This window comes from Ruegeria sp. F12, from assembly GCF_056533885.1.
The window spans coordinates 1-21,896 of record NZ_JBQFOV010000008.1 but is presented as its reverse complement, the minus strand read 5'-3'; the positions used below and the strand labels follow the sequence as shown (position 1 = coordinate 21,896).

The following is a 21,896-nucleotide window of genomic DNA, read 5'->3' as shown; positions in this document are numbered from 1 at the left end:
GGGCGGAAGTGCCCATATGATCCCCGGAAGTCCGGGCATTTGTGAAGACGCGCTTAGAACGCGTCTTCGAATTTCTTCGCCAGATCTTCGATATTGTCGGGCGGCCAATCCTCGACATCCATGCCGAGGTGCAGACCCATGCCGGACAGCACTTCCTTGATCTCGTTCAGCGACTTGCGGCCGAAGTTCGGGGTGCGCAGCATCTCGGCTTCGGTCTTCTGGATCAGGTCGCCGATATAGACGATGTTGTCGTTCTTCAGGCAGTTTGCCGAACGGACCGACAGTTCCAGCTCGTCCACTTTCTTCAGCAGCAGCGGGTTGAACTCCAGACCATCGTCTTCGTCTTGGCGGCTGGCCGATTCCGGCTCGTCGAAGTTGACAAAGATCGACAGCTGATCCTGAAGGATGCGTGCGGCAAATGCCAACGCGTCTTCGGGAGTGATCGAACCATCGGTTTCGATCTTCAGGGTCAGTTTGTCATAGTCCAGAACCTGACCTTCACGGGTCGGCTGAACGTCATAGGCAACCTTCTTGACCGGCGAATAGATCGCGTCGATCGGGATCAGGCCGATGGGTGCATCTTCGGGCTTGTTCTTCTCAGCCGAGACGTAACCCTTGCCGGTGTTGACGGTCAGTTCCATGAACAGGTCGGCGCCATCATCCAGGTGGCAGATGACGTGATCGCGGTTCAGAACCTCGATACCGGCGCTTTCGCTGATGTCACCAGCGGTGACAACGGCGGGGCCTTTGGCATTGATCGACAGGCGCTTGGGACCTTCGACTTCCATACGCAGCGACACGCCTTTGAGGTTCAGGATGATGTCGGTGACGTCTTCGCGGACACCAGCAACCGACGAGAACTCGTGCAATACGTTGTCGATCTGAACGCTGGTAATGGCCGCGCCTTGCAACGAGCTCATTAGAACGCGGCGCAGCGCGTTACCCAAAGTCAGACCAAAGCCACGCTCCAGCGGTTCAGCAACCAGCGTTGCCTGACGCGCGGGGTCGTTGCCCGGCTTGCCGTCCAGCTGAGTCGGCTTGATCAATTCTGCCCAATTCTTATGGATCATGTAATCCCTCCATTCCTGTCCGCGCCCCATGACCAACAAGGTGCAGACGCCCGAGGTTCAAAATGACGTGCTGGGGCCGTGCAAAAACACAGCCCCAGCTCAATTCAAAATCGCTTAGACGCGGCGACGCTTCGGCGGGCGGCAACCATTGTGCGCAATCGGCGTCACGTCGCGGATCGACGTGATGTTGAAGCCCACAGCAGCCAGAGCGCGCAGAGCCGATTCACGACCCGAACCAGGGCCTTGAACTTCGACTTCCAGCGTCTTGACGCCATGTTCCTGCGCCTTCTTGCCTGCATCTTCTGCAGCCATCTGAGCGGCGTAAGGTGTCGATTTCCGCGAGCCTTTGAAGCCCATGGTACCGGCAGACGACCACGAAATGGCGTTGCCCTGGACGTCCGAGATCAGGATTTTGGTGTTGTTGAAGGTCGAGTTCACATGGGCAACGCCCGATGCGATGTTCTTACGCTCTTTGCGCTTGATGCGAGTCTTATCGCGTGCCATCGGTCAGACCCTCCCTTATTTCTTCTTACCAGCAATGGCCTTCGCGGGGCCTTTGCGGGTACGAGCATTGGTGTGGGTACGCTGACCGCGAACCGGCAGGTTGCGGCGGTGACGCAGACCGCGGTAGCAGCCCAGGTCCATCAGGCGTTTGACGTTCATCTGAACTTCACGACGCAGGTCACCTTCGACAGTGTAGTTTTCGTCGATGTACTCGCGGATTTTCAGAACTTCAGCGTCGGACAGTTCGTTGACGCGACGGGTCGCTTCAATGCCCACGGCTTCGCAAATCGCTTTGGCCGAGGTGTTGCCGATACCGGTGATATATGTGAGGGCGATAGGTACCCGCTTTGCAGTCGGGATGTTTACGCCGGCAATACGTGCCACGTGTCACTTTCCTTTTCGTTGCGGTTCCGTAACTCCAGAACCTTTTTTCACAACGCTTGACCTTGGCAGTGTCGCCAGCGGGCCCAGCATTATTCGAGGTGGTCGGGGCGGTTGGGACGAATCCCTCACGCAGTCTTGATTCCCTTTAGGGATGGGGGTCGATATGGGCTTTTGGCAGTGCCGTCAAGCCCATATTCAAATGTGGATCGATCAGGCGTCCAACACGCCAGCAATCGCGTCCTGAACCTCATCAATCTCGCCCAGACCATCAACCCAGGACAGGTTGCCCTTGGCGTGATAATAGCCGATGAGCATTGAGGTCTTTTTGTAGTACTCCATCAGACGGGTCTTGAGGCTTTCCTCATTGTCGTCCGCACGGCGTTTGAAGTCACCTTCCTTGCCGCAGTTCGAGCATTTGCCGTCCGCCGGGATCGGTTTAGTGATGTCGTTGTAGACTTCACCGCAACCGCCGCAGGTTGACCGAGCCGTGATACGTGCGACCAGAGCGTCGTCGTTCACTTCCATTGCGATGACCGCGTCCAGCGTCTCGCCGGTGCTGTCCAGCAATTCACCCAGCGCATCAGCTTGGGCCAGAGTGCGCGGGAAACCGTCAAAGATGAACCCGCCTTCAGCGCCTTGTTCCAACTTTTCGCGGATCAGGCCGATCACGATCTCATCCGTCACAAGCTGGCCCTTAGCCATCACCTCGGCTACGCGGTTGCCCATTTCGGTGCCGCTGTCTTTGGCTTCACGCAGCATGTCGCCAGTGCTCAGCTGGACCATGCCGCGGGTTTCAACCAAGTGACGCGCTTGCGTTCCTTTGCCTGCCCCCGGGGGGCCGAGAAGAATGATGTTCATCGACGAGCGGGTCCCTTCCTGCCACGTTTCTTACCTTTGCCGCGCAGTTGGGACTTTTCGATCAGCCCTTCGTATTGGTGCGCCAGCAGGTGGCTCTGGACCTGTTGGATCGTGTCCATGGTCACAGAGACGATAATCAGAACCGAGGTGCCGCCGAAATAGAACGGGATGGCAAACTGGCCCCGAAGAATTTCAGGCAACAGACAGACCGCCGCCAGATAGGCCGAACCCAGAACAAGTACGCGGTTGACCACGTATTCTAGATACTCGGCGGTTTTCTTGCCCGGACGGATGCCCGGCACGAAACCGTTCTGCTTTTTCAGGTTATCCGCCACATCGTCCGGTTTGAACGACACGTTGAACGTGTAGAAATAGGCAAAGAAAACGATCATCGAAGCGAAGAACAGCAGGTACAGAGGCTGTCCGGGACCAAAGTTGGCCAGAAGCCAAGACATGACCGGCCCGTTGGTCGCCCCCGAAGAGAAGGTCGAGATCGTCACCGGCAGCAGCAGCAGCGAGCTGGCAAAGATCGCCGGGATCACGCCCGCTGGGTTCACTTTGACCGGCAGGTGGCTCGAGCCGCCCTCATAGATCTTCATACCGGCCTGACGACGCGGGTATTGAATATGGATCTTGCGCAAGGCGCGTTCCATGAAGACCACGAATGTAATCACGGCAATCACCATCACGATCACACCGATGATCACAGCAGGGCTGATCGCGCCCGAGCGGCCCGAAGCGAAGAACTGTGCCAAAGCGGCCGGAACTTCGGCGATGATGCCCACGAAGATGATCAGAGAGATACCGTTGCCGATGCCGCGTGCTGTGATCTGCTCACCCAGCCACATCAGGAACATTGTGCCACCAACCAAGGTGATCATGGTCGACAGGCGGAAGAACAGGCCCGGATCGGTTGCCAGATCGCCGGATTCCAACGAAACCGCCAGACCGTAAGCCTGAACGGTGGCCAAGGCCACGGTGCCGAAACGGGTATATTGGTTGATCTTCTTGCGGCCCTGCTCGCCCTCTTTCTTGAGCTGTTCGAGCGCGGGAACCATAGATGTCAGCAGCTGCACGATGATCGAGGCCGAAATGTAGGGCATGATGCCGAGGGCAAAGATACCCATCCGCCCCAGCGCCCCGCCGGTAAACATCGAAACCATGCCGCCGATGCCCTGCCCCGCTTGCTCCATGAACTCGCGCAGTGCTTGGCCGTCGATGCCCGGAACCGGAATAAAGGTGCCCAGACGATAGACGATCAGCAATGCAAGCGTGAACAGGATGCGGTTGCGCAGATCGGTGGCTTTGCCCAAAGCAGCCCAGCTTGTGTTGGCTGCCATTTGTTCTGCTGCTGATACCATAAATCGGTCTCTCTTATGCAAACACCGCCCGGAACCGTTTTCCGGCTCGGGCGGCGTCTTGGAAAACTCTGAAGTCTATGTAAGCGGGTCTTGGCCCGCTCACAAGCGCTTACTCTGCCGCAGCGGCTTTTGTGACCGTCAGTGAACCGCCCGCTTTCTCAACTGCCTCAACGGCAGATTTCGAAGCACCGGTTACTTCCAGGTTTACTTTGGTGCTGATTTCGCCTTTGGCCAGAACGCGGATACCGTCTAGCTTGCGACGCACCAGACCGGATGCAACCAGCGCATCCTCGGTGATTGCTGCTTTGGCGTCCAGCTTGCCGGCGTCGACGAATTTCTGGATCAGACCCAGGTTGATTACGGCGAATTCCTTGCGGTTCGGCTTATTGAAGCCACGCTTGGGCAGGCGCTGGTACAGCGGCATCTGGCCGCCTTCGTAGCCGTTGATGGCCACACCCGAACGGGATTTCTGGCCTTTGATACCACGGCCACCCATTTTACCTTTGCCGGAACCCGGACCACGGCCAACGCGGGTGCGTTTCGGGGCGGCGCCAGCATTGTCGCGCAATTCGTGCAGTTTCATTTCGCTTCTCCTTAGCCGGATGTGACCCCCGAAGCGTGATGGGCCAAACGCGGCGTTTCTTGGTTTTGATTCTCGTGGACATAAATCCACCGGAGCGCTCTACAGCTTTGTCCCGCTGGATGCAAGGTTTGTTGTATCACACCCCCGAAACCAAAAGAGGCGCCAATTTGGCGCCTCTTCATCAGTGAGTGGTGGTAGCGTTACGAGCAGTATGTGTGCTCACGCGCGATGTCTTTGATATCGCAGCGACGCACACCGATGTCGTTCAGTTCCCGATCGGACAGGCTTTGCAGCTCTGCATAGGTGCGGTTGTACTCGGTGCGCAGGGCAAAACCCTCTTTGATGCGCGCAACGAGCGATGCGATACGGGCGGTCAGGCCAAAGCCTTCGCGAGTAAATGTTGCTGTATGTGCCATAATTCGTTTCCTTTCTAAGCCCGAGGCGAATTCCCCGAGTGACTGTTTGCGTTCCTGTTTCGGACAGGGCTCAGATAAGGAGGGTGGGTATCGCCAACAACGGATGTTTCGGTCTATCCGGTATGCGTCGGGGGAATGGCCCAGTAATTGGGTGCTTGGCACTACTTAAGACACGATCCGCTTTGCGGACAAAGCCGACCTTGGAACTTGCAATTCTTTGGGGTGCTCCGACGCCTTATTCACTCTTGGAAGGGAATGCTTGTATAAGCTCCGACCTCGTCATTTCCTGTGCGTTCGTTGAATGCCCTGATCATTTCGTTTGTAGCTTCTGCTGCCCCGAGGTCCATGCTCTCGAGATCAAATTCGGAGAACGGGAACTCTGCAGCTGAGTCAGGTGGTTGCTTGGGCATTTGTACTGGTGCCGGGAAAGACTCTTCATTGGGCACTCCTTGACGAGTACGAATACTATCTTTGGTTACATTCCAGGTCATGAAATCAGCCGCCAAGTCCAATGGCCCATCATATGTCTCTCGGATTGCTGAATAGACGGCCAGCGCGATGTCATGATCGTTTTGGAAGTGGTAGCAAACCGCCAATCTTGGTTCCGTTTCGGACATAATCTTGCCGAATGCTTGCGCGGAAGTGTGCCCTTGAGAACCAACAAAAATTGCTTCGGAAGGGGCAAACCCATATTTCTCGATCATGAAATCTGGAGGGGTGAAGCACTCATGAATTGCAAGGTCCGCACCTACCGCATGCTCTCTCCACCATCGCGTAGGTAGCGTGTCGGATGAAAAAGCAAACTTCAGACCGTTCCATTCAAGTAGAAAACTAACTGATTGTTCACCATGTATGGCCGGCAGGGTTCTGACCTGAACACCGTTTTCGTCAAAAATGACGTTATTCACGATTTTCCAATCGAATTCGTTAACCTCAAGTTGAAGCCCTCTGGGGTCGACCGCCGCCCCACGAGTCGCTTCTTCCCATGCCCACATTTTCTTCATGTGATCTGCCCAAGACTTTGTTCCCCACTCAGGCTTGATACCTTCGGGCCCCCAAAGGCGAACAGGCGTTAGACGGTTGTTTACGGGACCGGTGAAGTAAAAGGCTGGAAAATCGCCAGCATGATCTAGGTGCAGGTGACCCAAGAAGACTTTATCCAGCTGATCCAGTGGAATCCCAAGCGCCATGATCCTTTCATAGGATCCCTCTCCCATATCGAAGATAAACTTTTCGCCATTTCCCAATTCAACCAAGAAACATGCCGCAGCTTGTTTCAGACGCGGCTGTGGCATACCGGTGCCACAGGCGACAACTCGCATTTCGTCAGGACCCAGAGCCTCGGTTCCTGGATAATAAACAGTTTGGTTAGGAAACGGCTCCGTCCTAGACCATTCGGCTGGATCATTACTTTGCGCGCCTACAGTATTCGCCGAAGCCCAAAAAAACGTAGATATTAACGCCAAAATACAGTTTCTGTTTTGAGCGGAAAAAGCCATTGCAATTGCCTCCGATTAGGACGACCGGGAATTTTCAATAGTGTGAAGCCGACTCATAATAGGATCGCAGATTTTGAATACGTCTGGCAAGGCCTCAAGAAATCGGCGGGTTTAAGGTAGGGCTTTCTTTAAACTTCTGTTGCCGCATTGGGCTCAAAGCAGACATATATTACAAAAAAAACGCCCCCAAAAATCGGAGGCGTTTCTTTGTTCGATAGAACTCGCGCTTAGCCGCGCTCTTCAATGATCTCAACCAGATGCGGGATCTTGTTGACCATGCCGCGGACAGAAGGTGTATCCTCCAGTTCACGGGTGCGGTGCATCTTGTTCAGGCCCAGACCGATCAGGGTTGCGCGCTGTTCGGCGGGGCGGCGGATCGGGGAACCGATCTGCTTGACGACGATGGTTTTTGCCATGGTACGCTACTCCTTACGCTTCGGCTTCAGCCGGCGCTTCGTCCCGCTTGGGCAGGATGTCAGCAACTTTTTTGCCACGACGTGCGGCAACCGAACGCGGGCTCTGCTCTTTCTGCAGGCCGTTGATGGTGGCGCGGATCATGTTGTACGGGTTCTGCGAGCCCAGCGACTTGGACACAACGTCCTTAACGCCCAGCATTTCGAACACGGCACGCATCGGACCACCGGCGATGATACCAGTACCTTCAGGTGCGGTGCGCATAACCACCTTACCAGCGCCGTGACGGCCCTCGATGTCGTGGTGCAGAGTACGACCTTCGCGCAGTTGCACGCGGATCATCTGACGCTTGGCTTGCTCAGTCGCCTTGCGGATGGCCTCAGGTACTTCTTTCGCTTTACCTTTGCCAAAGCCGACGCGGCCTTTCTGATCGCCGACAACCACCAGAGCGGCGAAGCCAAAGCGCTTACCACCTTTTACGGTTTTCGACACGCGGTTGATTGCGACCAGACGATCTGCAAATTCCGGTGCTTCTTCACGGTCGCGGCCACGGCCCCGACGGTTTTCACGTTCTGCCATTTGGCATCCCTTTTCTCATGTGGCGCATCCGGCGCCGTTTTCTTCAATCCAAGTGAGCCCCGACTAACGTCAGGGCCCCCGGATCATCGGGGCAGCCGTCAAGCTGCCCGCAGGTCTTAGATCTTCAGACCACCTTCACGCGCGGCGTCGGCAACTGCCTTCACCTTGCCGTGGAACAGGAAGCCACCACGATCGAAATAGGCCTCTTCGACGCCTGCCTTCTTGGCACGCTCGGCGATGGCCGCGCCCACTTTGGTGGCCGCTTCGACGTTGTTCTTGCCAACAACACCCAGATCTTTTTCCAGGGTCGAGGCTGCGGCCAGGGTCACGCCACGAACGTCGTCGATCAGCTGAACGCTGATGTTCTTGTTCGAACGGTGAACCGACAGGCGTACGCGGCCGGCGTTGACTTTGCGAAGTTTGTTCCGAACGCGCAGGCGGCGCTTCAGAAACAGGGTTCTTTTGCTGTTTGCCATTGTCTGCGTCCTTACTTCTTCTTGCCTTCCTTGCGGAAGATGAACTCGCCCTTGTAGCGGATGCCCTTGCCTTTGTACGGCTCGGGACGGCGCCATTCGCGGATTTTGGCCGCGACTTCGCCCACCTGCTGCTGGTCGATACCTTCCACAACGATTTCGGTCTGCTTCGGCGCGGTGATGGTGACACCTTCCGGAGCAGTGAAATCAACATCGTGGCTGTAACCCAGGTTCAGCTTCAAGGTGTTGCCCTGCATCTGAGCCCGGTAACCAACACCCTGGATCTCCAGCTCTTTTTTGAAGCCAGTCGTCACACCGGTTACCAGGTTGGCAACCATGGTGCGGCTCATGCCCCACTGCTGGCGGGCACGCTTGGACATGCCACGGGGGTCGATCTTGACCACGTTGTCTTCAACCGACAGTGTAACGTCGTCGGTGGCGGTGAAGCTGCGGGTGCCTTTCGGACCTTTCACTTCGATGGTCTGGCCGGACACAGAGGCGGTAACGCCGCTGGGCAGCTCGACCGGTTTTTTACCAATACGAGACATTGCAGACCTCCTTAGAAGACGGTGCAGAGCACTTCGCCGCCAACATTGTTGGAGCGAGCGTTTGCGTCCGACATCACACCTTTCGGAGTGCTGACAATCGACACGCCCAGACCCTGACGGACCTGCGGGATGTCATTGACGCCCATGTAGACGCGACGACCGGGTTTCGAAACCCGCTTCAGTTCGCGAATAACAGGGGTGCCTTCGTAGTATTTCAGGCTGATTTCGATGGCCGGATGACCGTTTTCACCGGTCGTCTTTTCATAACCACGGATGTAGCCTTCGTCCGCCAGCACGTCCAGAACCCAGCCACGCAGCTTGGAAGCCGGGGTGGAAACGGTGGACTTGCCGCGCATTTGCGCGTTGCGGATACGGGTGAGCATATCGCCGATAGGATCATTCATATCTATGTCTCCCTTACCAGCTCGATTTCACCATGCCGGGGATCTGACCAGCAGAGCCCAGCTCGCGCAGCGCGATACGGCTGACCTTCAGCTTACGATAGTAAGCGTGGGGACGACCGGTCAGCTGACAACGGTTGTGCAGACGGGTAGCCGAGCTGTTGCGCGGCAGTTTCGCCAGTTTCAGACGCGCTTTGAAACGCTCTTCCATCGGGCGGCTCTCGTCATTCGCGATTTCTTTCAGCTCGGCACGCTTTGCGGCATATTTGGCCACCAGGCGTTCGCGCTTCTTTTCGCGTTCGATCATTGCTTTTTTAGCCATGTCTCAATCCTCGCGGCGCTTAAGCGTTGAAGGGCATGTTGAAAGCTTTCAACAGGCTCTTTGCTTCAGCGTCGGTTTTCGCTGTGGTGGCAATTACGATATCCAAGCCCCAGACCTCGTCGACCTTGTCGAAGTCGATTTCCGGGAACACGATGTGCTCTTTCATGCCCATGGCAAAGTTGCCCTGACCATCGAAAGAAGGCTTAACACCGCGGAAGTCACGAACGCGCGGCAGCGCGATGGTGATCAGACGATCCAGGAATTCGTACATCCGGTCACCGCGCAGGGTCACTTTCGCGCCCAGCGGCATGTCTTCACGGACGCGGAAACCCGCGATCGACTTCTTCGCCTTGGTTGCAACGGCCTTTTGACCAGCAATCGCAGTCAGATCTTCGACAGCAGCTTTCGCTTTCTTCGAGTCTTTGACCGCCTCAGCACCACAACCGATGTTCAGAACGATTTTCTCCAGCTTGGGCAGCTGCATGTCGTTCTTATAGCCGAACTCTTCTTTCAGAGCGGCCCGGATGGTTTCGGCGTACTGAGCTTTCAGACGCGGGGTGTAGGTTGCGGAATCAAGCATCGATCACGTCCCCTGTGGTCTTGGCGAAGCGCACCTTCTTGTCACCTTCCATGCGGAAGCCAACGCGGGTTGCTTTGCCGTTTTTGTCCAGCAGCGCCAGGTTCGACAGTTGGATCGGGTTTGCCTGAGGCAGACGACCACCTTGCGAAGTTTGCGACTGACGGGTGTGACGGATGGCAATGTTGATGCCTTCGACAACAGCTTTACCGGCTTTGGGGTCAACCGAGGAAATGGTTCCCTCTTTGCCCTTGTCCTTGCCGGCCAGCACGACGACCTTGTCGCCTTTGCGGAGTTTAGCAGCCATGATTACAGCACCTCCGGAGCCAGCGAGATGATTTTCATGAAGTTCTTGCCGCGCAGTTCGCGAACAACGGGGCCAAAGATACGGGTACCGACTGGCTCGTTGTTGTTGTTCAGGATGACGGCGGCGTTGCGATCAAAACGGATCGCGGTGCCGTCTTCGCGACGGACTTCCTTGGCGGTGCGTACGACGACGGCCTTACGGACGTCACCTTTCTTTACGCGGCCGCGCGGGATGGCTTCCTTCACCGAGACGACAATGATGTCACCAACGGAGGCGTATTTACGCTTGGAACCACCCAGGACCTTGATGCACTGAACTCGGCGTGCGCCGGAGTTGTCAGCGACATCCAGATTGGTCTGCATCTGGATCATGTGGTTTCTCCCGACCTGTGGGGGCTGGTCTGATTAGATCCCCCAGGGTTTCGACAAATGGGAAAATCCCGGAGGCTTACGCCTCCAGAACTTCCCAACGTTTCGTCTTCGATTTCGGCGCGCATTCGATGATGCGGACTGTGTCACCGACCTTGAAGGCGTTCTTTTCGTCATGAGCCCGGTATTTCTTGGACTTACGAACGGTTTTGTGCAGCAGCGGGTGCTTGAAACGACGCTCAACCGAAACGGTTACGGTTTGCTCGTTGGCGTCGCTGGTTACCACGCCGGACAGGATACGCTTGGGCATAGGATTACTCCTCCGATGCCGCAGCAGCGGCCTTTTCGTTCAGAATGGTTTTGACGCGGGCAGCGTTGCGGCGGGCCGCTTTGATACCAGCAGTGTTTTCCAGCTGACCGGTTGCCTGTTGAAAGCGCAGGTTAAAGCTTTCTTTCTTCAGGTTGGCCAGTTCCTCGCGGAGCTGGTCCGGGGTCTTGTCACGCAGTTCTTGGGCGTTCATCGCCTTTTTCCTTTGCTCAAAACACCAGAAGGCCCCGTACACGGGTCACCTTTGACCTGGTGGATGAATGATAGACATACGAATCGCCCGACAACGCCGGGAGATCGCAAGATGCCGCCGTATAAGGGTTTGAGGGTTGGGTGGCAAGAGGAAGTTTGAAAGACTCCAATCTTCCAGCCCTTTTACTATTCGAGCGATCGGAGTCTATCTGCAAGTTGCGTGTCCAACTCCGTGCACAGTTTATCAAAGTCGATGAGATGTTGGAGTTTTCGACTGTGATCTTGGTGGAATTTATCAGCGTCTCCCCGAGTCAACTTAACGTTTTTCCAGTAATGTAGGCTTTGAAACTGATAATGGTTAATCTGGAAGGTCTCGTTGTCAGAGATCGTGCGGCATGAATCCGCGCCACGTACATAGTGTACCCCGATATCCCCTAGTTTTTTCGGGACTGACGTCCTCACAAGGTACTTTCGCCATTTGTGTGGGCTCAAACCGGGTTTTCGTTTGACCAGATTTTTTCTCAAGCTGTTGGGATGTTCTTTGTGACCTGAAGTACCAAAGACCGTCCAGTTCGCATAAACAACGTCCACATCGTCAAATTGCTCTAACGCATCAACCAGCTTGGCCCCATCTTTGCAGAACCAAAACTCATCAACGTCAGCAACCAACATCCACTCAAACAACTGCGGAACCTGAAATTTTTGGAATGCCTTCCAATAGTGAGCCACTTGCTTGTGTTTTTGGGGGAGACTGACAACTTCTACGAAACCAGAACTTAGGAAGCTCGAAATTACTTCCATCGAGTTGTCTGTACTTCCATTATCGATAAGAAATACTTTGTCGGCACCCTGCTGTGCGTAGTGCTCGACCCACTCGGCCAAATTCAAGGCCTCGTTTTTTGCTGTTCCAAGTACGCAAAGGCGGTTCTTGTTGGAGTTCTGAGTTTTAGCCTTGGCAAGCTCATTCCTACGAACCTTTCTCCTATGATTCCAGAACCTGGCCCAAAGATACAGATTGTTGAGTTTGTGAAGTATTGTGCTCGAACTCATCTTGATCACGTACAATCTGGATGTTTAATGAAAAATGCTCGCGCCTGAGGTAACTGTCATCACTCCCACTTGTAGTTAAAGCTGACACTGATCCGCTCATCCTCGGCCATGTTCATCGGCACCTCGTGGCGCAGCCAGCTTTCCCACAGCAGCACGTCCCCCACCTGCGGCTTCATATAGATGAACGGCTGCAAATCCCTCCGCCCGCCTTTAACGCGCGTCGGCGCAGCCATCATGCGACCCGAGCGGGGATCCTCCAGCTTCAACGCACTCGCCCCCTCGGGCATCGCCACATAGGTCGTGCCCGAGATTACGCTGTGCGGGTGCAGGTGGCTGGAATGCATTCCGCCCTCGGGCAGGATGTTGATCCACAGGTCTTCCAGCTTCAACGCGCCCTCACCCAGATCGAACTCCAAATCCTTGGCAAAAGCGGCGACGTGCTGATCCAAGGCAGCGACCAGATCGGCGAAAATCGGGAACCGCCACGGCAGGTCGGTCAGCGAAGCATAACTGGTATAGCCGGGATAGCCGTTCTCTTCGCACCATTCCTGCCCCGCCTCATCATCCTCGGCGATAACAAGGCAAGAGCTTTCCAATTCCTGAGCGTCGATCTTCGGATCGAACTCGGAAAGAGACGCGCGGTAGAGACGGGTTACGAAGAGTGATTCAATCTGTGCCATGGGCCGGGCATACCGCAGTGTTTTCTACAAGGCCAGTCGATTAGCTTTTGACGGGTCCTTTGCCACAGCGGGGAATTGGGCGGCCGCCATCAGCATAGGCGAGGCACAGTACGATCTCATCCGGTTTCGGCGCGTCTGGAATGTTCAGCGTCATAGTGTCGAAATGGTCGAACGACCACGGGTTATCTTTATGCCCCAGTGGCAGATCAATCGCGCAACCCGGCGCGCCTAATTTGGCATTCGAGGGGATAACCGCCTCGCCTCCGCCCGCCGCCGCGCGCATGGGAGCACCGAGTTTGGGGTGGATCACCGCCCCGCCCTGTTCAAGATCGCCGTTCACGCCGATGATCGCTGCCTTACCGTAGGATACCGGCGCACCGTCCAGTTGGGATATCGCTTCGGATGCGAGGTCCGGGCCAAGAAGCGCACCAATCTCAAACAACTCTGAAAGGTCATCCGAGAACCGTCCAGCCAGAGGGTTCATGAACACCGCCAGAGCTGCAACCCGGCTTATCGGATCACAGGGCTGGCCCAACTGATCGGTGGTTATGATTTCCTTGATGAACATCTTTTTGCGCAGCTGAACCATAGGGCCCTCCCATTTCTACCGGGCAGCCTAGGGGCGCGATAGGAAGAGGTCGACGGTTTTTGCGGCCCTTAACTTCACAAGCGCAACAGAAAACCCCCGCCGGCTTCCCGACGGGGGTCAATCTTGTCACGAACGGGGTTGCCCCCTGATCGCTTACCAGTCTTCGCGAACCACGACGCGAGTCTTGATCGGCAGCTTCATCGCGGCCAGGCGCAGGGCCTCACGCGCGATGTCGTCATTAACGCCGTCGATCTCGAACATCACGCGGCCAGGCTTGACCTTGCAGGCCCAGCGGTCGACCGAACCTTTACCTTTACCCATACGAACTTCGATCGGCTTGGCCGTGACCGGAGTGTCGGGGAAGATGCGGATCCAGACACGACCCTGACGCTTCATGTGACGCGTCATGGCACGACGTGCAGCTTCGATCTGGCGTGCAGTTACACGCTCAGGCTCAAGAGCTTTCAGGCCGTAGGTGCCAAAGTTCAGATCAGAACCGCCTTTGGCGAGACCCTTGATCCGGCCTTTGTGCATCTTGCGGAATTTAGTACGCTTTGGTTGAAGCATATCTTTCCCTCCTTAGCGACGACCGCCACCAGCACCACGAGGTGCAGGGCCGTCCTGGAGTTCCTGTGCTTTACGGTCACGTGCCTGCGGATCGTGCTCCATGATCTCACCTTTGAAGATCCAGACCTTGATCCCGATGATCCCATAGGGGGTCATCGCTTCGGCATGTGCGTAATCGATGTCGGCACGCAGGGTGTGCAGAGGCACGCGGCCTTCGCGGTACCACTCGGTCCGTGCGATTTCAGCGCCGCCCAGACGACCAGCTACGTTCACCCGGATACCCAGGGCGCCCATGCGCATGGCATTCTGAACTGACCGTTTCATTGCACGACGGAACGAAACACGACGTTCCAGCTGCTGAGCGATGGACTCGGCAACCAGCTGCGCGTCAAGCTCGGGCTTGCGCACTTCGACGATGTTCAGGTGCAGTTCGCTGTCGGTCATACGCGCAAGCTTTTTGCGCAGAACTTCGATGTCTGCACCTTTCTTGCCGATGATGACACCGGGACGTGCGGTGTGGATCGTAACGCGGCACTTTTTGTGCGGACGTTCGATGATCACACGGGCAACACCGGCCTGCTTGCACTCTTTGTTGATGAACTCACGGATCTTGAGGTCTTCCAGCAGAAGATCACCGTAGTCCTTGGTGTCGGCGTACCAGCGGCTGTCCCAGGTGCGGTTGACCTGCAGGCGCATGCCGATCGGATTTACTTTATGACCCATTAGGCTTGCTCCTCAACTTGACGCACCTTGATGGTGATCTCCGAGAACGGCTTCATGATCTTGCCGAAACGGCCACGGGCACGCGGACGACCGCGCTTCATGACCAGGTTCTTGCCAACCCATGCTTCGGCGACGATCAGCTCGTCAACGTCCAGGTTGTGGTTGTTTTCGGCATTCGCGATTGCGGACTGCAGGCACTTCTTGACGTCCTGCGCGACACGCTTGTTGCTGAAAGTCAGGTCGGTCAGAGCCTTCTCAACTTTCTTGCCGCGGATCATTTGCGCAACCAGGTTCAGTTTCTGCGGGCTGGTGCGAAGCATGCGGGTTTTCGCCATTGCTTCGTTTTCAGCCACCCGGCGGGGGTTCTTTTCCTTGCCCATGACTTACTTCCGCTTCGCTTTTTTGTCTGCGGCGTGGCCATAATAGGTACGGGTCGGCGAGTATTCACCGAACTTCTGACCGATCATGTCTTCCGAGACGTTGACGGGGATATGTTTCTGGCCGTTGTACACACCAAATGTCAGACCCACGAACTGGGGCAGAATGGTGGAACGACGCGACCAGATTTTGATGACTTCGTTGCGGCCCGACTCGCGCGCTGCTTCGGCTTTTTTCAGCACGTAAGCATCGACGAAAGGACCCTTCCAAACAGAGCGAGACATGGATTAACGTCCCTTCTTCTTGGCGTGCCGCGAGCGGATGATCAGCTTCTGGGACGCTTTGTTCTTGTTGCGGGTACGCTTACCCTTGGTGTCCTTACCCCAAGGTGTAACCGGCGTACGGCCACCCGAGGTACGACCTTCACCACCACCGTGCGGGTGATCGATCGGGTTCATTGCAACACCACGAACCGACGGACGCACGCCCTTGTGGCGCATACGACCGGCTTTACCGAGGTTCTGGTTCGAGTTGTCAGGGTTGGACACGGCACCAACGGTAGCCATGCATTCCTGACGGACCATGCGCAGCTCGCCCGAGCTCAGACGGATCTGAGCGTAGCCGCCATCGCGACCAACGAACTGAGCGTATGTACCGGCTGCACGTGCGATCTGACCGCCTTTGCCAGGCTTCATCTCGATGTTGTGGACGATGGTACCAATGGGCATGCCCGAGAACGGCATTGCGTTGCCCGGCTTGATGTCGGCTTTTGCCGACGCGATGACTTTGTCACCAACAGCCAGACGCTGCGGAGCCAGGATATATGCCTGCTCACCGTCTTCGTATTTTACCAGTGCGATGAATGCGGTCCGGTTCGGGTCATATTCGATCCGCTCGACGGTTGCCGCGACATCAAATTTGTTCCGTTTGAAGTCAACGATCCGGTAGAGACGCTTTGCGCCACCGCCGCGGCGGCGTGAAGTGATCCGTCCGGTGTTGTTCCGGCCGCCCGATTTGGTCAAACCCTCAGTGAGAGACTTGACCGGACGTCCTTTCCAAAGCTCCGAACGGTCGATCAGCACCAGCCCGCGCTGGCCCGGCGTCGTCGGCTTGTACGACTTGAGTGCCATGCTTTCTGTCTTCCGTTTAGCAAGTGCAGGGGGTTTCCCTGCTATGTGATAGGCCCCCGTAGGTGCCAAGGGTATAGGGCCCCGAAGGTCCCCGGTTACAAATATCAGAGGCCCCGGAACGAATCCGAGGCCACAAGATTGGGAGCGTGTAACAGGGTTGGGGGTGGGTGTCTATAGGGAATACTGGGAAATCTCTTGGATGCTAGTCCTTAGAAATCTCCACTTTGTTTGAGATTGCGTAGCTGACCTTTGGATCGCGGATACGATAGTTAATCTGCCCCTGCTCACTGTCTTCTATCGAAATCAACCCAAGGTTCTGCATTCCAACAGTGTAGTTCTGCGTCGAACTACCGGTACCCGCCTTTTCATTGAGTTTGTTTCTTGTGAATTTTACATCATCCAGCTTCAATAAATGTTTGATGAACGCATAAACATCCATCGAATTGGCGCGGGCATTCGCTTTGCGGGGATAGTACTCATAAAAGTTAAAGTTCTGCACGAAACTCGACATTCCGCGATCAACTGCATCATTCGAAATTTTAGTTTTGCTTGCATCAAGGTCATATTGAGCTCTGAAGATCGCGTTCATTAAGTGCCATAAATCCCGCGGATTTTTGTTGCTCAAGGATAGCACTTCACGGCGCTTCTCGCTTGCCACGTCCTCCTCAAAAGCAGTGTCGAAATTGATGGCCGCTTGGCTTGAAAACACTTCGACCCTCTTGTTGAAAGCTCTTGTCAAATCATCGTAGTCCCAATGCACTTCTGGACTATGAACCTTCTGCGTCCTAACTTTGTCACGAATGAAATTGAGCGGAACAACCCACAAAGACATCACGACTTGAAAGCGGTCATCCAACAAAAATTTGTTGTTGTTCAAAATAGGCAATATGAAGTCAGCTATTTCTTCCCCCGCGTTTTCCAAACGCGGGTCCTCGTCAACTTTATCGAAAATAATGACGATACGATCATAGCCAACTTTGCCTATTAGAGTGGCGAACCTTCTTAATGCCTCAAGCGTATCCTCTGACCTAGGTAAATCAGCTTCCACGCCAGCAGCAATTTCAGGGAAATACTCCGACACCTTAGAAGTAATAGCAGACGGAACCGAAGCACTCGTTGCCTTCGCGACAACGTCCGCAAGCAAACTCACGCCAACGTTAGCTGCCAAATTCAGTGGATTGCGAATGGCGTTGTATATCTTAAGACCCAGAAGCTTCCACTTTGGTAGTTGAATGTTCTTAGCAGCTCTCTGGGCCAACCCACGTGTCGCGTCGCCAGCAAAGTGCAGATAGTAGTAGGTTAGCAGAATCCGTTCATCTTCGGAGAGGCTCCTATTGGCCTTCCCAAACGTAGCAATGTCTTGAAAAAACGTATTCACAAGCTGCTTCAAAACGAAGTTATACAGCTCAACCTCATTGTACTCCTTTTCAAGGCCAGAGAAGTCGTCGATTGAACAAATCAGCCAGGTATCTTTTGATCTACGTTTGAAATCGTAAGTGATAGCGGTTTTTCCTGTTCCTCGATCCCCACTTAGAAGCATGGTTCGACCGGCTTCATATGCCTCAAATAATGGACTGTATAGCTTAGTGGAAATGAAGAGTTCTGGTTGTTTTTTTTGCTCATCTTCCGCTGTGAACGAATTGAACGGGTACACCTCGAAACCAAAACCTTTGCAAAACTCTTCAAACGAAATCGTATCAGTCATCTTACTGCCAAATCTGGGGACTTTCTCTCCAAGTAGAGCACAATCTAAAGCAGAACAAGAACCTAACGTTGAGTGCAGCAACAAAAAACCCGCGTTCGCGGGGGCCTTTGGCGCTTTCCAAAGACGCCTTCGATCAGAGACCGGTGGACACATCGATTTTGTCACACTTTTTCAGATCCACGTATGCTTTTAGAAGTCGGCCCACTTACCGAACCCAGCGCGGGACAAGGCCGAAGGCCGCCGTGCCAGCGACTGCCCGTCCCGGCGGGCTGGCGCTTTGGGGACGTTTGCGCCTCACTATGAGTTCGGATGTATTTGGCACCATAAAGCGCACTGATCAGGCGTGACAGCGCCATCCCACGGGTCGTCGCTGGCGCGGCTTGCGACCTTACCCGAGGGACCGCCTGCGGCACAGCGGCTCGGACTCCACCGCGACCCTCTGCTTAAGCTTGATATGCCCCAGCACCTCGCGGAAGGCGCGGTGTTTGGGTTTGCCTTCCAGATAATCCGCCAGTTTGAGCAGGTTGATCGGGTGCTTCGCAATCAACGCCTCGATCCGCTGCACCGCCTCGTCCAACTCATAGTGATCCACGTACTGACAGGCCACCTGCGTGGGCGTCAGCAGGCAGTAGTCCTGCGGGCGTTTGTCGGTATAGCGCGCGATGTCGAAGGGCGACGCGCCAAGGGCGTGGAACTTGGGGATGTGGACACGCATATCAGCCTCGGCGTGCTCCAACACCGTACCGGAGGTCTGGCGGAACCCCAGCGGGCCGAGCTTGCCGACCACATGTTTGCGCATCGCCGGAGAGATCATGTCCACATCCGCCCGGTCATATTTCAGATCATCGAAAACCGAGAGCAGCCCCAGCTTTTCATCAGCGATCTGGAAATAGGGCTCGCCGCTGAACGCCCGCATCTGCTCCAGCACCTGCGCACGCACAGTTTCAGGGTCTGAAACGAAATCGGCCCCGGCGGGTTGAACCGCCGAGGCCGCGAATAGTCGCAGTAAGCGTCGGATCAAAGACCGGTGCTCACGTCGATTGTGTTGCCCTCTTCCAGGGTAACATATGCTTTCTTGACGTCTTTCCGACGGCCCAGCTGGCCGCGGAACCGCTTGACCTTGCCTTTGGTCACGGTGGTGTTCACCGCTTTGACCTTCACACCAAACAGCGCCTCAACGGCCTCTTTGATCTGCGGCTTGTTGCTGTCGATCGCCACTTCAAAGACAACCGCGCCGTTTTCGGACGCCATGGTCGACTTCTCGGTGATGATCGGCTTGCGGATCACGTCGTAGTGTTCTGCCTTCGCGCTCATTTCAGACGAGCCTCCAGTGCTTCGACAGCCGCTTTGGTGAGCACCAGAGTGTCACGCTTGAGGATGTCATAGACGTTTGCGCCCATCGACGGCAGGATATCCAGACCTTCGATGTTCTTGGACGCTTTCAGGAACCCTTCGTTCACGGTCGCGCCGTCGATGACCAGAGCGCGTTTCCAGCCCAGGTTTGCAACCTGTTTGGCCAGAGCAGCGGTCTTGCCTTCGGCTTCGGCGTTTTCGATCACAACCAGTTCACCAGCCTTGGCTTTGGCCGACAGAGCGTGGCGCAGGCCAAGCTTGCGGAACTTCTTCGGCAGGTCGTGGCCGTGCGAACGCGGGGTCGGGCCCTTGTAGATACCACCCTTGCGGAAGATCGGTGCGTTACGGTCACCATGGCGTGCGCCACCGGTGCCCTTCTGGCGATAGATCTTCTTGGTCGAGTAGCTGGTTTCCGAGCGGGTCTTGACCTTGTGGGTGCCGGCCTGCGCGTTGTTGCGCTGCCAACGGACCACACGGTGCAGAATGTCCGCGCGCGGCTCCAGGCCGAACAGATCGGCGTTCAGCTCGATGTCGCCGGCTTTGCCGCCGTCCAGTTTGATTACATCAAGTTTCATGCTTCACCACCTTCCGCGGGAGCTTCTTCCGCAGGTGCTTCGGTTGCAGCCGATTTCACAGCAGCCGGGAAAGGCAGACCTTCCGGTGCTTTCTTCTTCACGGCGTCCTTAACGGTAACCCAACCCGATTTCGGTCCGGGAACGGCGCCTTTGATGAAGACCAGACCACGGTCGGCGTCGGTTTTGACGACTTCCAGGTTCTGGGTGGTTACACGGGCAGCACCCATGTGACCGGCCATCTTCTTGCCTTTGAAAACCTTGCCCGGGTCCTGACACTGACCGGTCGAACCGTGCGAACGGTGGCTGATCGAAACACCGTGCGAGGCGCGCAGACCACCAAAGTTCCAACGCTTCATCGCACCGGCAAAGCCTTTACCGATCGAGGTGCCCGAAACGTCAACTTTCTGACCTTCCAGGAAGTGTTCTGCCGAAATCTCGGCACCCACATCGATCAGGCCGTCTTCGGAGACGCGGAACTCGGCCAGCTTACGCTTGGGCTCGACCTTTGCAGCAGCATAGTGACCGCGCATGGCTTTCGAGGTGCGTTTTGCCTTGGCAGCACCAGCACCCAGCTGAACGGCGGTGTAGCCGTCTTTGTCAGCGGTACGCTGGGCAACAACCTGCAAGTTGTCCAGGTGAAGAACGGTCACAGGGATCTGCTTGCCGTCTTCCATGAACAGGCGGGTCATGCCAACTTTTTTTGCGATAATACCAGAGCGCATAATCTATACCCTCCGATCTTACGACTGCAGCTTGATCTCGACGTCCACACCAGCAGCGAGGTCGAGCTTCATCAGCGCGTCAACGGTCTGGGGGGTCGGATCAACGATGTCGAGCAGACGCTTGTGCGTACGGATCTCGAACTGGTCGCGGGATTTCTTGTCAACGTGAGGGCCACGGAGAACCGTGAACTTCTCAATCTTGTTCGGCAGCGGGATCGGGCCGCGCACGTTCGCGCCGGTCCGCTTGGCAGTGTTGACGATCTCTTGCGTGCTGGCATCCAGAACGCGATAGTCAAATGCCTTCAGCCGAATACGGATGTTTTGGCTTTGCATATTAACAGCCTTTTTTAGGCGTTGAGGTTGAGAGGAGGACAGACGCGCATCGCCAACCCTCTTCGAACCCAAAAGGCGGGAATCACCCCGCCTTGACGTTCTTATCGAGAACTCGCGCGTATTAGTTGGGTTGGTGGGGTTTGGCAAGGGGTTTGTTGGCCTTGTTGGACCTAAAAGGGCGACAGGAGCCGGCGCCAAAAACCAGTCTTTAGATTGAACTTCGCAACGATAGTGCGCAGCAGGACTACGAATGAGCTAAACAGCCTGCGCGCGACAATCATTGAGCCTAAGAAAACCAAAATGACACTTGATGGATCTCACCCCACGCAACGACTAGCACGAAGCTTGACGGTAGTTATTTTGGCCGCGCGTTTACGCGTCAGGCTCTGTTAGGCAACTCCGCAAGCGTGACTTTGAACCGCTTACGCTCGCGGCAAAAGTCGCTGTTATCACGTTCGATTTCCTGATCGTCGCCTCCAAGTATGGCGGCGCGCATGTCCTCCAAATCCTTGCTGTGAAGGATTTGCGTTCCATAGTTCAAGAATTCAAAACCAAACATGATTTCCTCCTGCTTACTTCAGCGGTTCGCTAGATACGCGCCCCACTTTTTGTTTCATTTCACATGTGGGTTTCCTGTCTTTCCGTGAGGTGGACGTAGGATTAAGAAGCCTCAATCCGGTTCAGTTCTTGGGCGACGGCGGGCATTCCAAGCGTTTGCTCCCTTCGAACACATTCAGATTCACCTCGGAAATGCCTCGCCAAAAACGAAAAAGGCCGCCCCATGTGGAACGGCCTTCTTTTGTTCAACGTTTAGGACCGAGATTATTCGACGAATAATCTCAGCACCTTCACCGATTACTCAGTGATTTTCGACACAACGCCGGCGCCGACGGTGCGGCCGCCTTCG

General features: G+C 55.6%; 34 protein-coding genes. All 34 read right to left on the bottom strand.

All coding sequences use genetic code 11. The features are described from left to right. Positions 1 to 53: 53 nt before the first annotated feature. Positions 54 to 1,070: a DNA-directed RNA polymerase subunit alpha gene (locus tag ACR0CA_RS12250; protein WP_170773634.1), complete on the bottom strand. Its 1,017-nt coding sequence runs from the start codon at positions 1,068 to 1,070 to the stop codon at positions 54 to 56. Positions 1,071 to 1,184: 114 nt separating this feature from the next. Further along, on the bottom strand, positions 1,185 to 1,574 hold the full coding sequence (gene rpsK, locus ACR0CA_RS12245; RefSeq protein WP_170462414.1) for a 30S ribosomal protein S11: 390 nt from the start codon (positions 1,572 to 1,574) through the stop codon (positions 1,185 to 1,187). 15 nt (positions 1,575 to 1,589) lie between these two features. Then, positions 1,590 to 1,958, bottom strand: a complete 369-nt coding sequence (gene rpsM, locus ACR0CA_RS12240) for a 30S ribosomal protein S13 (protein WP_170456119.1) — start codon at positions 1,956 to 1,958, stop codon at positions 1,590 to 1,592. Positions 1,959 to 2,168: 210 nt separating this feature from the next. Beyond that, positions 2,169 to 2,816, bottom strand: coding sequence for an adenylate kinase (locus ACR0CA_RS12235; RefSeq protein WP_170773632.1), 648 nt, complete (start codon positions 2,814 to 2,816; stop codon positions 2,169 to 2,171). Beyond that, positions 2,813 to 4,177 (bottom strand): preprotein translocase subunit SecY, encoded by a 1,365-nt coding sequence (gene secY, locus ACR0CA_RS12230; RefSeq protein WP_170773630.1) that lies wholly within the window; start codon positions 4,175 to 4,177, stop codon positions 2,813 to 2,815. The genes ACR0CA_RS12235 and secY overlap by 4 nt, the downstream gene beginning before the upstream one ends. 109 nt (positions 4,178 to 4,286) lie before the next feature. Beyond that, positions 4,287 to 4,760 (bottom strand): 50S ribosomal protein L15, encoded by a 474-nt coding sequence (rplO, locus tag ACR0CA_RS12225; RefSeq protein ID WP_480505985.1) that lies wholly within the window; start codon positions 4,758 to 4,760, stop codon positions 4,287 to 4,289. Between the two features lie 200 nt (positions 4,761 to 4,960). Further along, positions 4,961 to 5,176: a DUF1127 domain-containing protein gene (locus ACR0CA_RS12220; RefSeq protein WP_480899259.1), complete on the bottom strand. Its 216-nt coding sequence runs from the start codon at positions 5,174 to 5,176 to the stop codon at positions 4,961 to 4,963. A 239-nt stretch (positions 5,177 to 5,415) separates the two neighbouring features. Further along, complete coding sequence (gntH, locus tag ACR0CA_RS12215) at positions 5,416 to 6,675, bottom strand: guanitoxin biosynthesis MBL fold metallo-hydrolase GntH (protein WP_480899257.1); 1,260 nt, start codon at positions 6,673 to 6,675, stop codon at positions 5,416 to 5,418. Between the two features lie 227 nt (positions 6,676 to 6,902). After that, complete coding sequence (gene rpmD / locus ACR0CA_RS12210) at positions 6,903 to 7,091, bottom strand: 50S ribosomal protein L30 (RefSeq protein ID WP_074736195.1); 189 nt, start codon at positions 7,089 to 7,091, stop codon at positions 6,903 to 6,905. A gap of 13 nt (positions 7,092 to 7,104) precedes the next feature. Next, positions 7,105 to 7,668 carry a 30S ribosomal protein S5 gene (gene rpsE / locus ACR0CA_RS12205; protein WP_170356677.1) on the bottom strand — a complete coding sequence of 188 codons (564 nt, stop codon included), beginning with the start codon at positions 7,666 to 7,668 and terminating at the stop codon, positions 7,105 to 7,107. 116 nt (positions 7,669 to 7,784) lie between these two features. Further along, positions 7,785 to 8,144 (bottom strand): 50S ribosomal protein L18, encoded by a 360-nt coding sequence (gene rplR / locus ACR0CA_RS12200; protein WP_170356678.1) that lies wholly within the window; start codon positions 8,142 to 8,144, stop codon positions 7,785 to 7,787. Positions 8,145 to 8,155: 11 nt separating this feature from the next. Further along, complete coding sequence (gene rplF / locus ACR0CA_RS12195; RefSeq protein WP_170456135.1) at positions 8,156 to 8,689, bottom strand: 50S ribosomal protein L6; 534 nt, start codon at positions 8,687 to 8,689, stop codon at positions 8,156 to 8,158. Between the two features lie 11 nt (positions 8,690 to 8,700). Further along, positions 8,701 to 9,093, bottom strand: coding sequence for a 30S ribosomal protein S8 (gene rpsH / locus ACR0CA_RS12190; protein ID WP_068340741.1), 393 nt, complete (start codon positions 9,091 to 9,093; stop codon positions 8,701 to 8,703). Between the two features lie 13 nt (positions 9,094 to 9,106). Then, complete coding sequence (gene rpsN, locus ACR0CA_RS12185; protein ID WP_068340744.1) at positions 9,107 to 9,412, bottom strand: 30S ribosomal protein S14; 306 nt, start codon at positions 9,410 to 9,412, stop codon at positions 9,107 to 9,109. 19 nt (positions 9,413 to 9,431) lie between these two features. Further along, positions 9,432 to 9,992 (bottom strand): 50S ribosomal protein L5, encoded by a 561-nt coding sequence (gene rplE, locus ACR0CA_RS12180; RefSeq protein WP_170574985.1) that lies wholly within the window; start codon positions 9,990 to 9,992, stop codon positions 9,432 to 9,434. Then, complete coding sequence (rplX, locus tag ACR0CA_RS12175; protein WP_170356681.1) at positions 9,985 to 10,296, bottom strand: 50S ribosomal protein L24; 312 nt, start codon at positions 10,294 to 10,296, stop codon at positions 9,985 to 9,987. The genes rplE and rplX overlap by 8 nt, the downstream gene beginning before the upstream one ends. 2 nt (positions 10,297 to 10,298) lie before the next feature. After that, the gene (rplN, locus tag ACR0CA_RS12170) at positions 10,299 to 10,667 is read right to left on the bottom strand and encodes a 50S ribosomal protein L14 (protein WP_008757934.1); all 369 of its coding nucleotides are present in this window, start codon (positions 10,665 to 10,667) and stop codon (positions 10,299 to 10,301) included. A gap of 76 nt (positions 10,668 to 10,743) precedes the next feature. Beyond that, positions 10,744 to 10,974, bottom strand: a complete 231-nt coding sequence (gene rpsQ / locus ACR0CA_RS12165) for a 30S ribosomal protein S17 (protein ID WP_152459158.1) — start codon at positions 10,972 to 10,974, stop codon at positions 10,744 to 10,746. A gap of 4 nt (positions 10,975 to 10,978) precedes the next feature. Then, complete coding sequence (rpmC, locus tag ACR0CA_RS12160; RefSeq protein ID WP_010437082.1) at positions 10,979 to 11,185, bottom strand: 50S ribosomal protein L29; 207 nt, start codon at positions 11,183 to 11,185, stop codon at positions 10,979 to 10,981. 185 nt (positions 11,186 to 11,370) lie between these two features. Further along, the gene (locus ACR0CA_RS12155) at positions 11,371 to 12,234 is read right to left on the bottom strand and encodes a glycosyltransferase family 92 protein (RefSeq protein WP_480899425.1); all 864 of its coding nucleotides are present in this window, start codon (positions 12,232 to 12,234) and stop codon (positions 11,371 to 11,373) included. Between the two features lie 59 nt (positions 12,235 to 12,293). Further along, on the bottom strand, positions 12,294 to 12,914 hold the full coding sequence (locus tag ACR0CA_RS12150; RefSeq protein ID WP_170773620.1) for a 2OG-Fe(II) oxygenase family protein: 621 nt from the start codon (positions 12,912 to 12,914) through the stop codon (positions 12,294 to 12,296). Between the two features lie 40 nt (positions 12,915 to 12,954). Further along, positions 12,955 to 13,503, bottom strand: coding sequence for an amino acid synthesis family protein (locus ACR0CA_RS12145; RefSeq protein WP_170787755.1), 549 nt, complete (start codon positions 13,501 to 13,503; stop codon positions 12,955 to 12,957). A gap of 153 nt (positions 13,504 to 13,656) precedes the next feature. Further along, positions 13,657 to 14,070 (bottom strand): 50S ribosomal protein L16, encoded by a 414-nt coding sequence (gene rplP / locus ACR0CA_RS12140; protein WP_058283513.1) that lies wholly within the window; start codon positions 14,068 to 14,070, stop codon positions 13,657 to 13,659. A gap of 12 nt (positions 14,071 to 14,082) precedes the next feature. Beyond that, on the bottom strand, positions 14,083 to 14,793 hold the full coding sequence (gene rpsC, locus ACR0CA_RS12135) for a 30S ribosomal protein S3 (RefSeq protein WP_008758042.1): 711 nt from the start codon (positions 14,791 to 14,793) through the stop codon (positions 14,083 to 14,085). After that, positions 14,793 to 15,173, bottom strand: a complete 381-nt coding sequence (rplV, locus tag ACR0CA_RS12130; RefSeq protein ID WP_039538267.1) for a 50S ribosomal protein L22 — start codon at positions 15,171 to 15,173, stop codon at positions 14,793 to 14,795. Before rplV ends, rpsC begins: the two co-directional genes overlap by 1 nt. A 3-nt stretch (positions 15,174 to 15,176) precedes the next feature. Beyond that, positions 15,177 to 15,455, bottom strand: a complete 279-nt coding sequence (rpsS, locus tag ACR0CA_RS12125) for a 30S ribosomal protein S19 (protein WP_005980699.1) — start codon at positions 15,453 to 15,455, stop codon at positions 15,177 to 15,179. A gap of 3 nt (positions 15,456 to 15,458) precedes the next feature. Continuing rightward, on the bottom strand, positions 15,459 to 16,301 hold the full coding sequence (gene rplB / locus ACR0CA_RS12120) for a 50S ribosomal protein L2 (protein ID WP_170356688.1): 843 nt from the start codon (positions 16,299 to 16,301) through the stop codon (positions 15,459 to 15,461). Positions 16,302 to 16,503: 202 nt separating this feature from the next. Then, complete coding sequence (locus ACR0CA_RS12115) at positions 16,504 to 18,006, bottom strand: P-loop ATPase, Sll1717 family (RefSeq protein WP_480899255.1); 1,503 nt, start codon at positions 18,004 to 18,006, stop codon at positions 16,504 to 16,506. Positions 18,007 to 18,394: 388 nt separating this feature from the next. Further along, positions 18,395 to 19,027 carry a hypothetical protein gene (locus tag ACR0CA_RS12110; protein ID WP_480899253.1) on the bottom strand — a complete coding sequence of 211 codons (633 nt, stop codon included), beginning with the start codon at positions 19,025 to 19,027 and terminating at the stop codon, positions 18,395 to 18,397. Next, positions 19,024 to 19,320 (bottom strand): 50S ribosomal protein L23, encoded by a 297-nt coding sequence (locus tag ACR0CA_RS12105; RefSeq protein WP_008757532.1) that lies wholly within the window; start codon positions 19,318 to 19,320, stop codon positions 19,024 to 19,026. The genes ACR0CA_RS12110 and ACR0CA_RS12105 overlap by 4 nt, the downstream gene beginning before the upstream one ends. Next, positions 19,317 to 19,934 (bottom strand): 50S ribosomal protein L4, encoded by a 618-nt coding sequence (gene rplD, locus ACR0CA_RS12100; protein WP_068340788.1) that lies wholly within the window; start codon positions 19,932 to 19,934, stop codon positions 19,317 to 19,319. The genes ACR0CA_RS12105 and rplD overlap by 4 nt, the downstream gene beginning before the upstream one ends. Further along, positions 19,931 to 20,656 carry a 50S ribosomal protein L3 gene (gene rplC, locus ACR0CA_RS12095; protein ID WP_170515968.1) on the bottom strand — a complete coding sequence of 242 codons (726 nt, stop codon included), beginning with the start codon at positions 20,654 to 20,656 and terminating at the stop codon, positions 19,931 to 19,933. The genes rplD and rplC overlap by 4 nt, the downstream gene beginning before the upstream one ends. 18 nt (positions 20,657 to 20,674) lie before the next feature. Then, positions 20,675 to 20,989 (bottom strand): 30S ribosomal protein S10, encoded by a 315-nt coding sequence (gene rpsJ / locus ACR0CA_RS12090; RefSeq protein WP_008756422.1) that lies wholly within the window; start codon positions 20,987 to 20,989, stop codon positions 20,675 to 20,677. A gap of 379 nt (positions 20,990 to 21,368) precedes the next feature. Further along, the gene (locus ACR0CA_RS12085; RefSeq protein WP_353394420.1) at positions 21,369 to 21,548 is read right to left on the bottom strand and encodes a hypothetical protein; all 180 of its coding nucleotides are present in this window, start codon (positions 21,546 to 21,548) and stop codon (positions 21,369 to 21,371) included. Positions 21,549 to 21,896 lie beyond the last annotated feature (348 nt).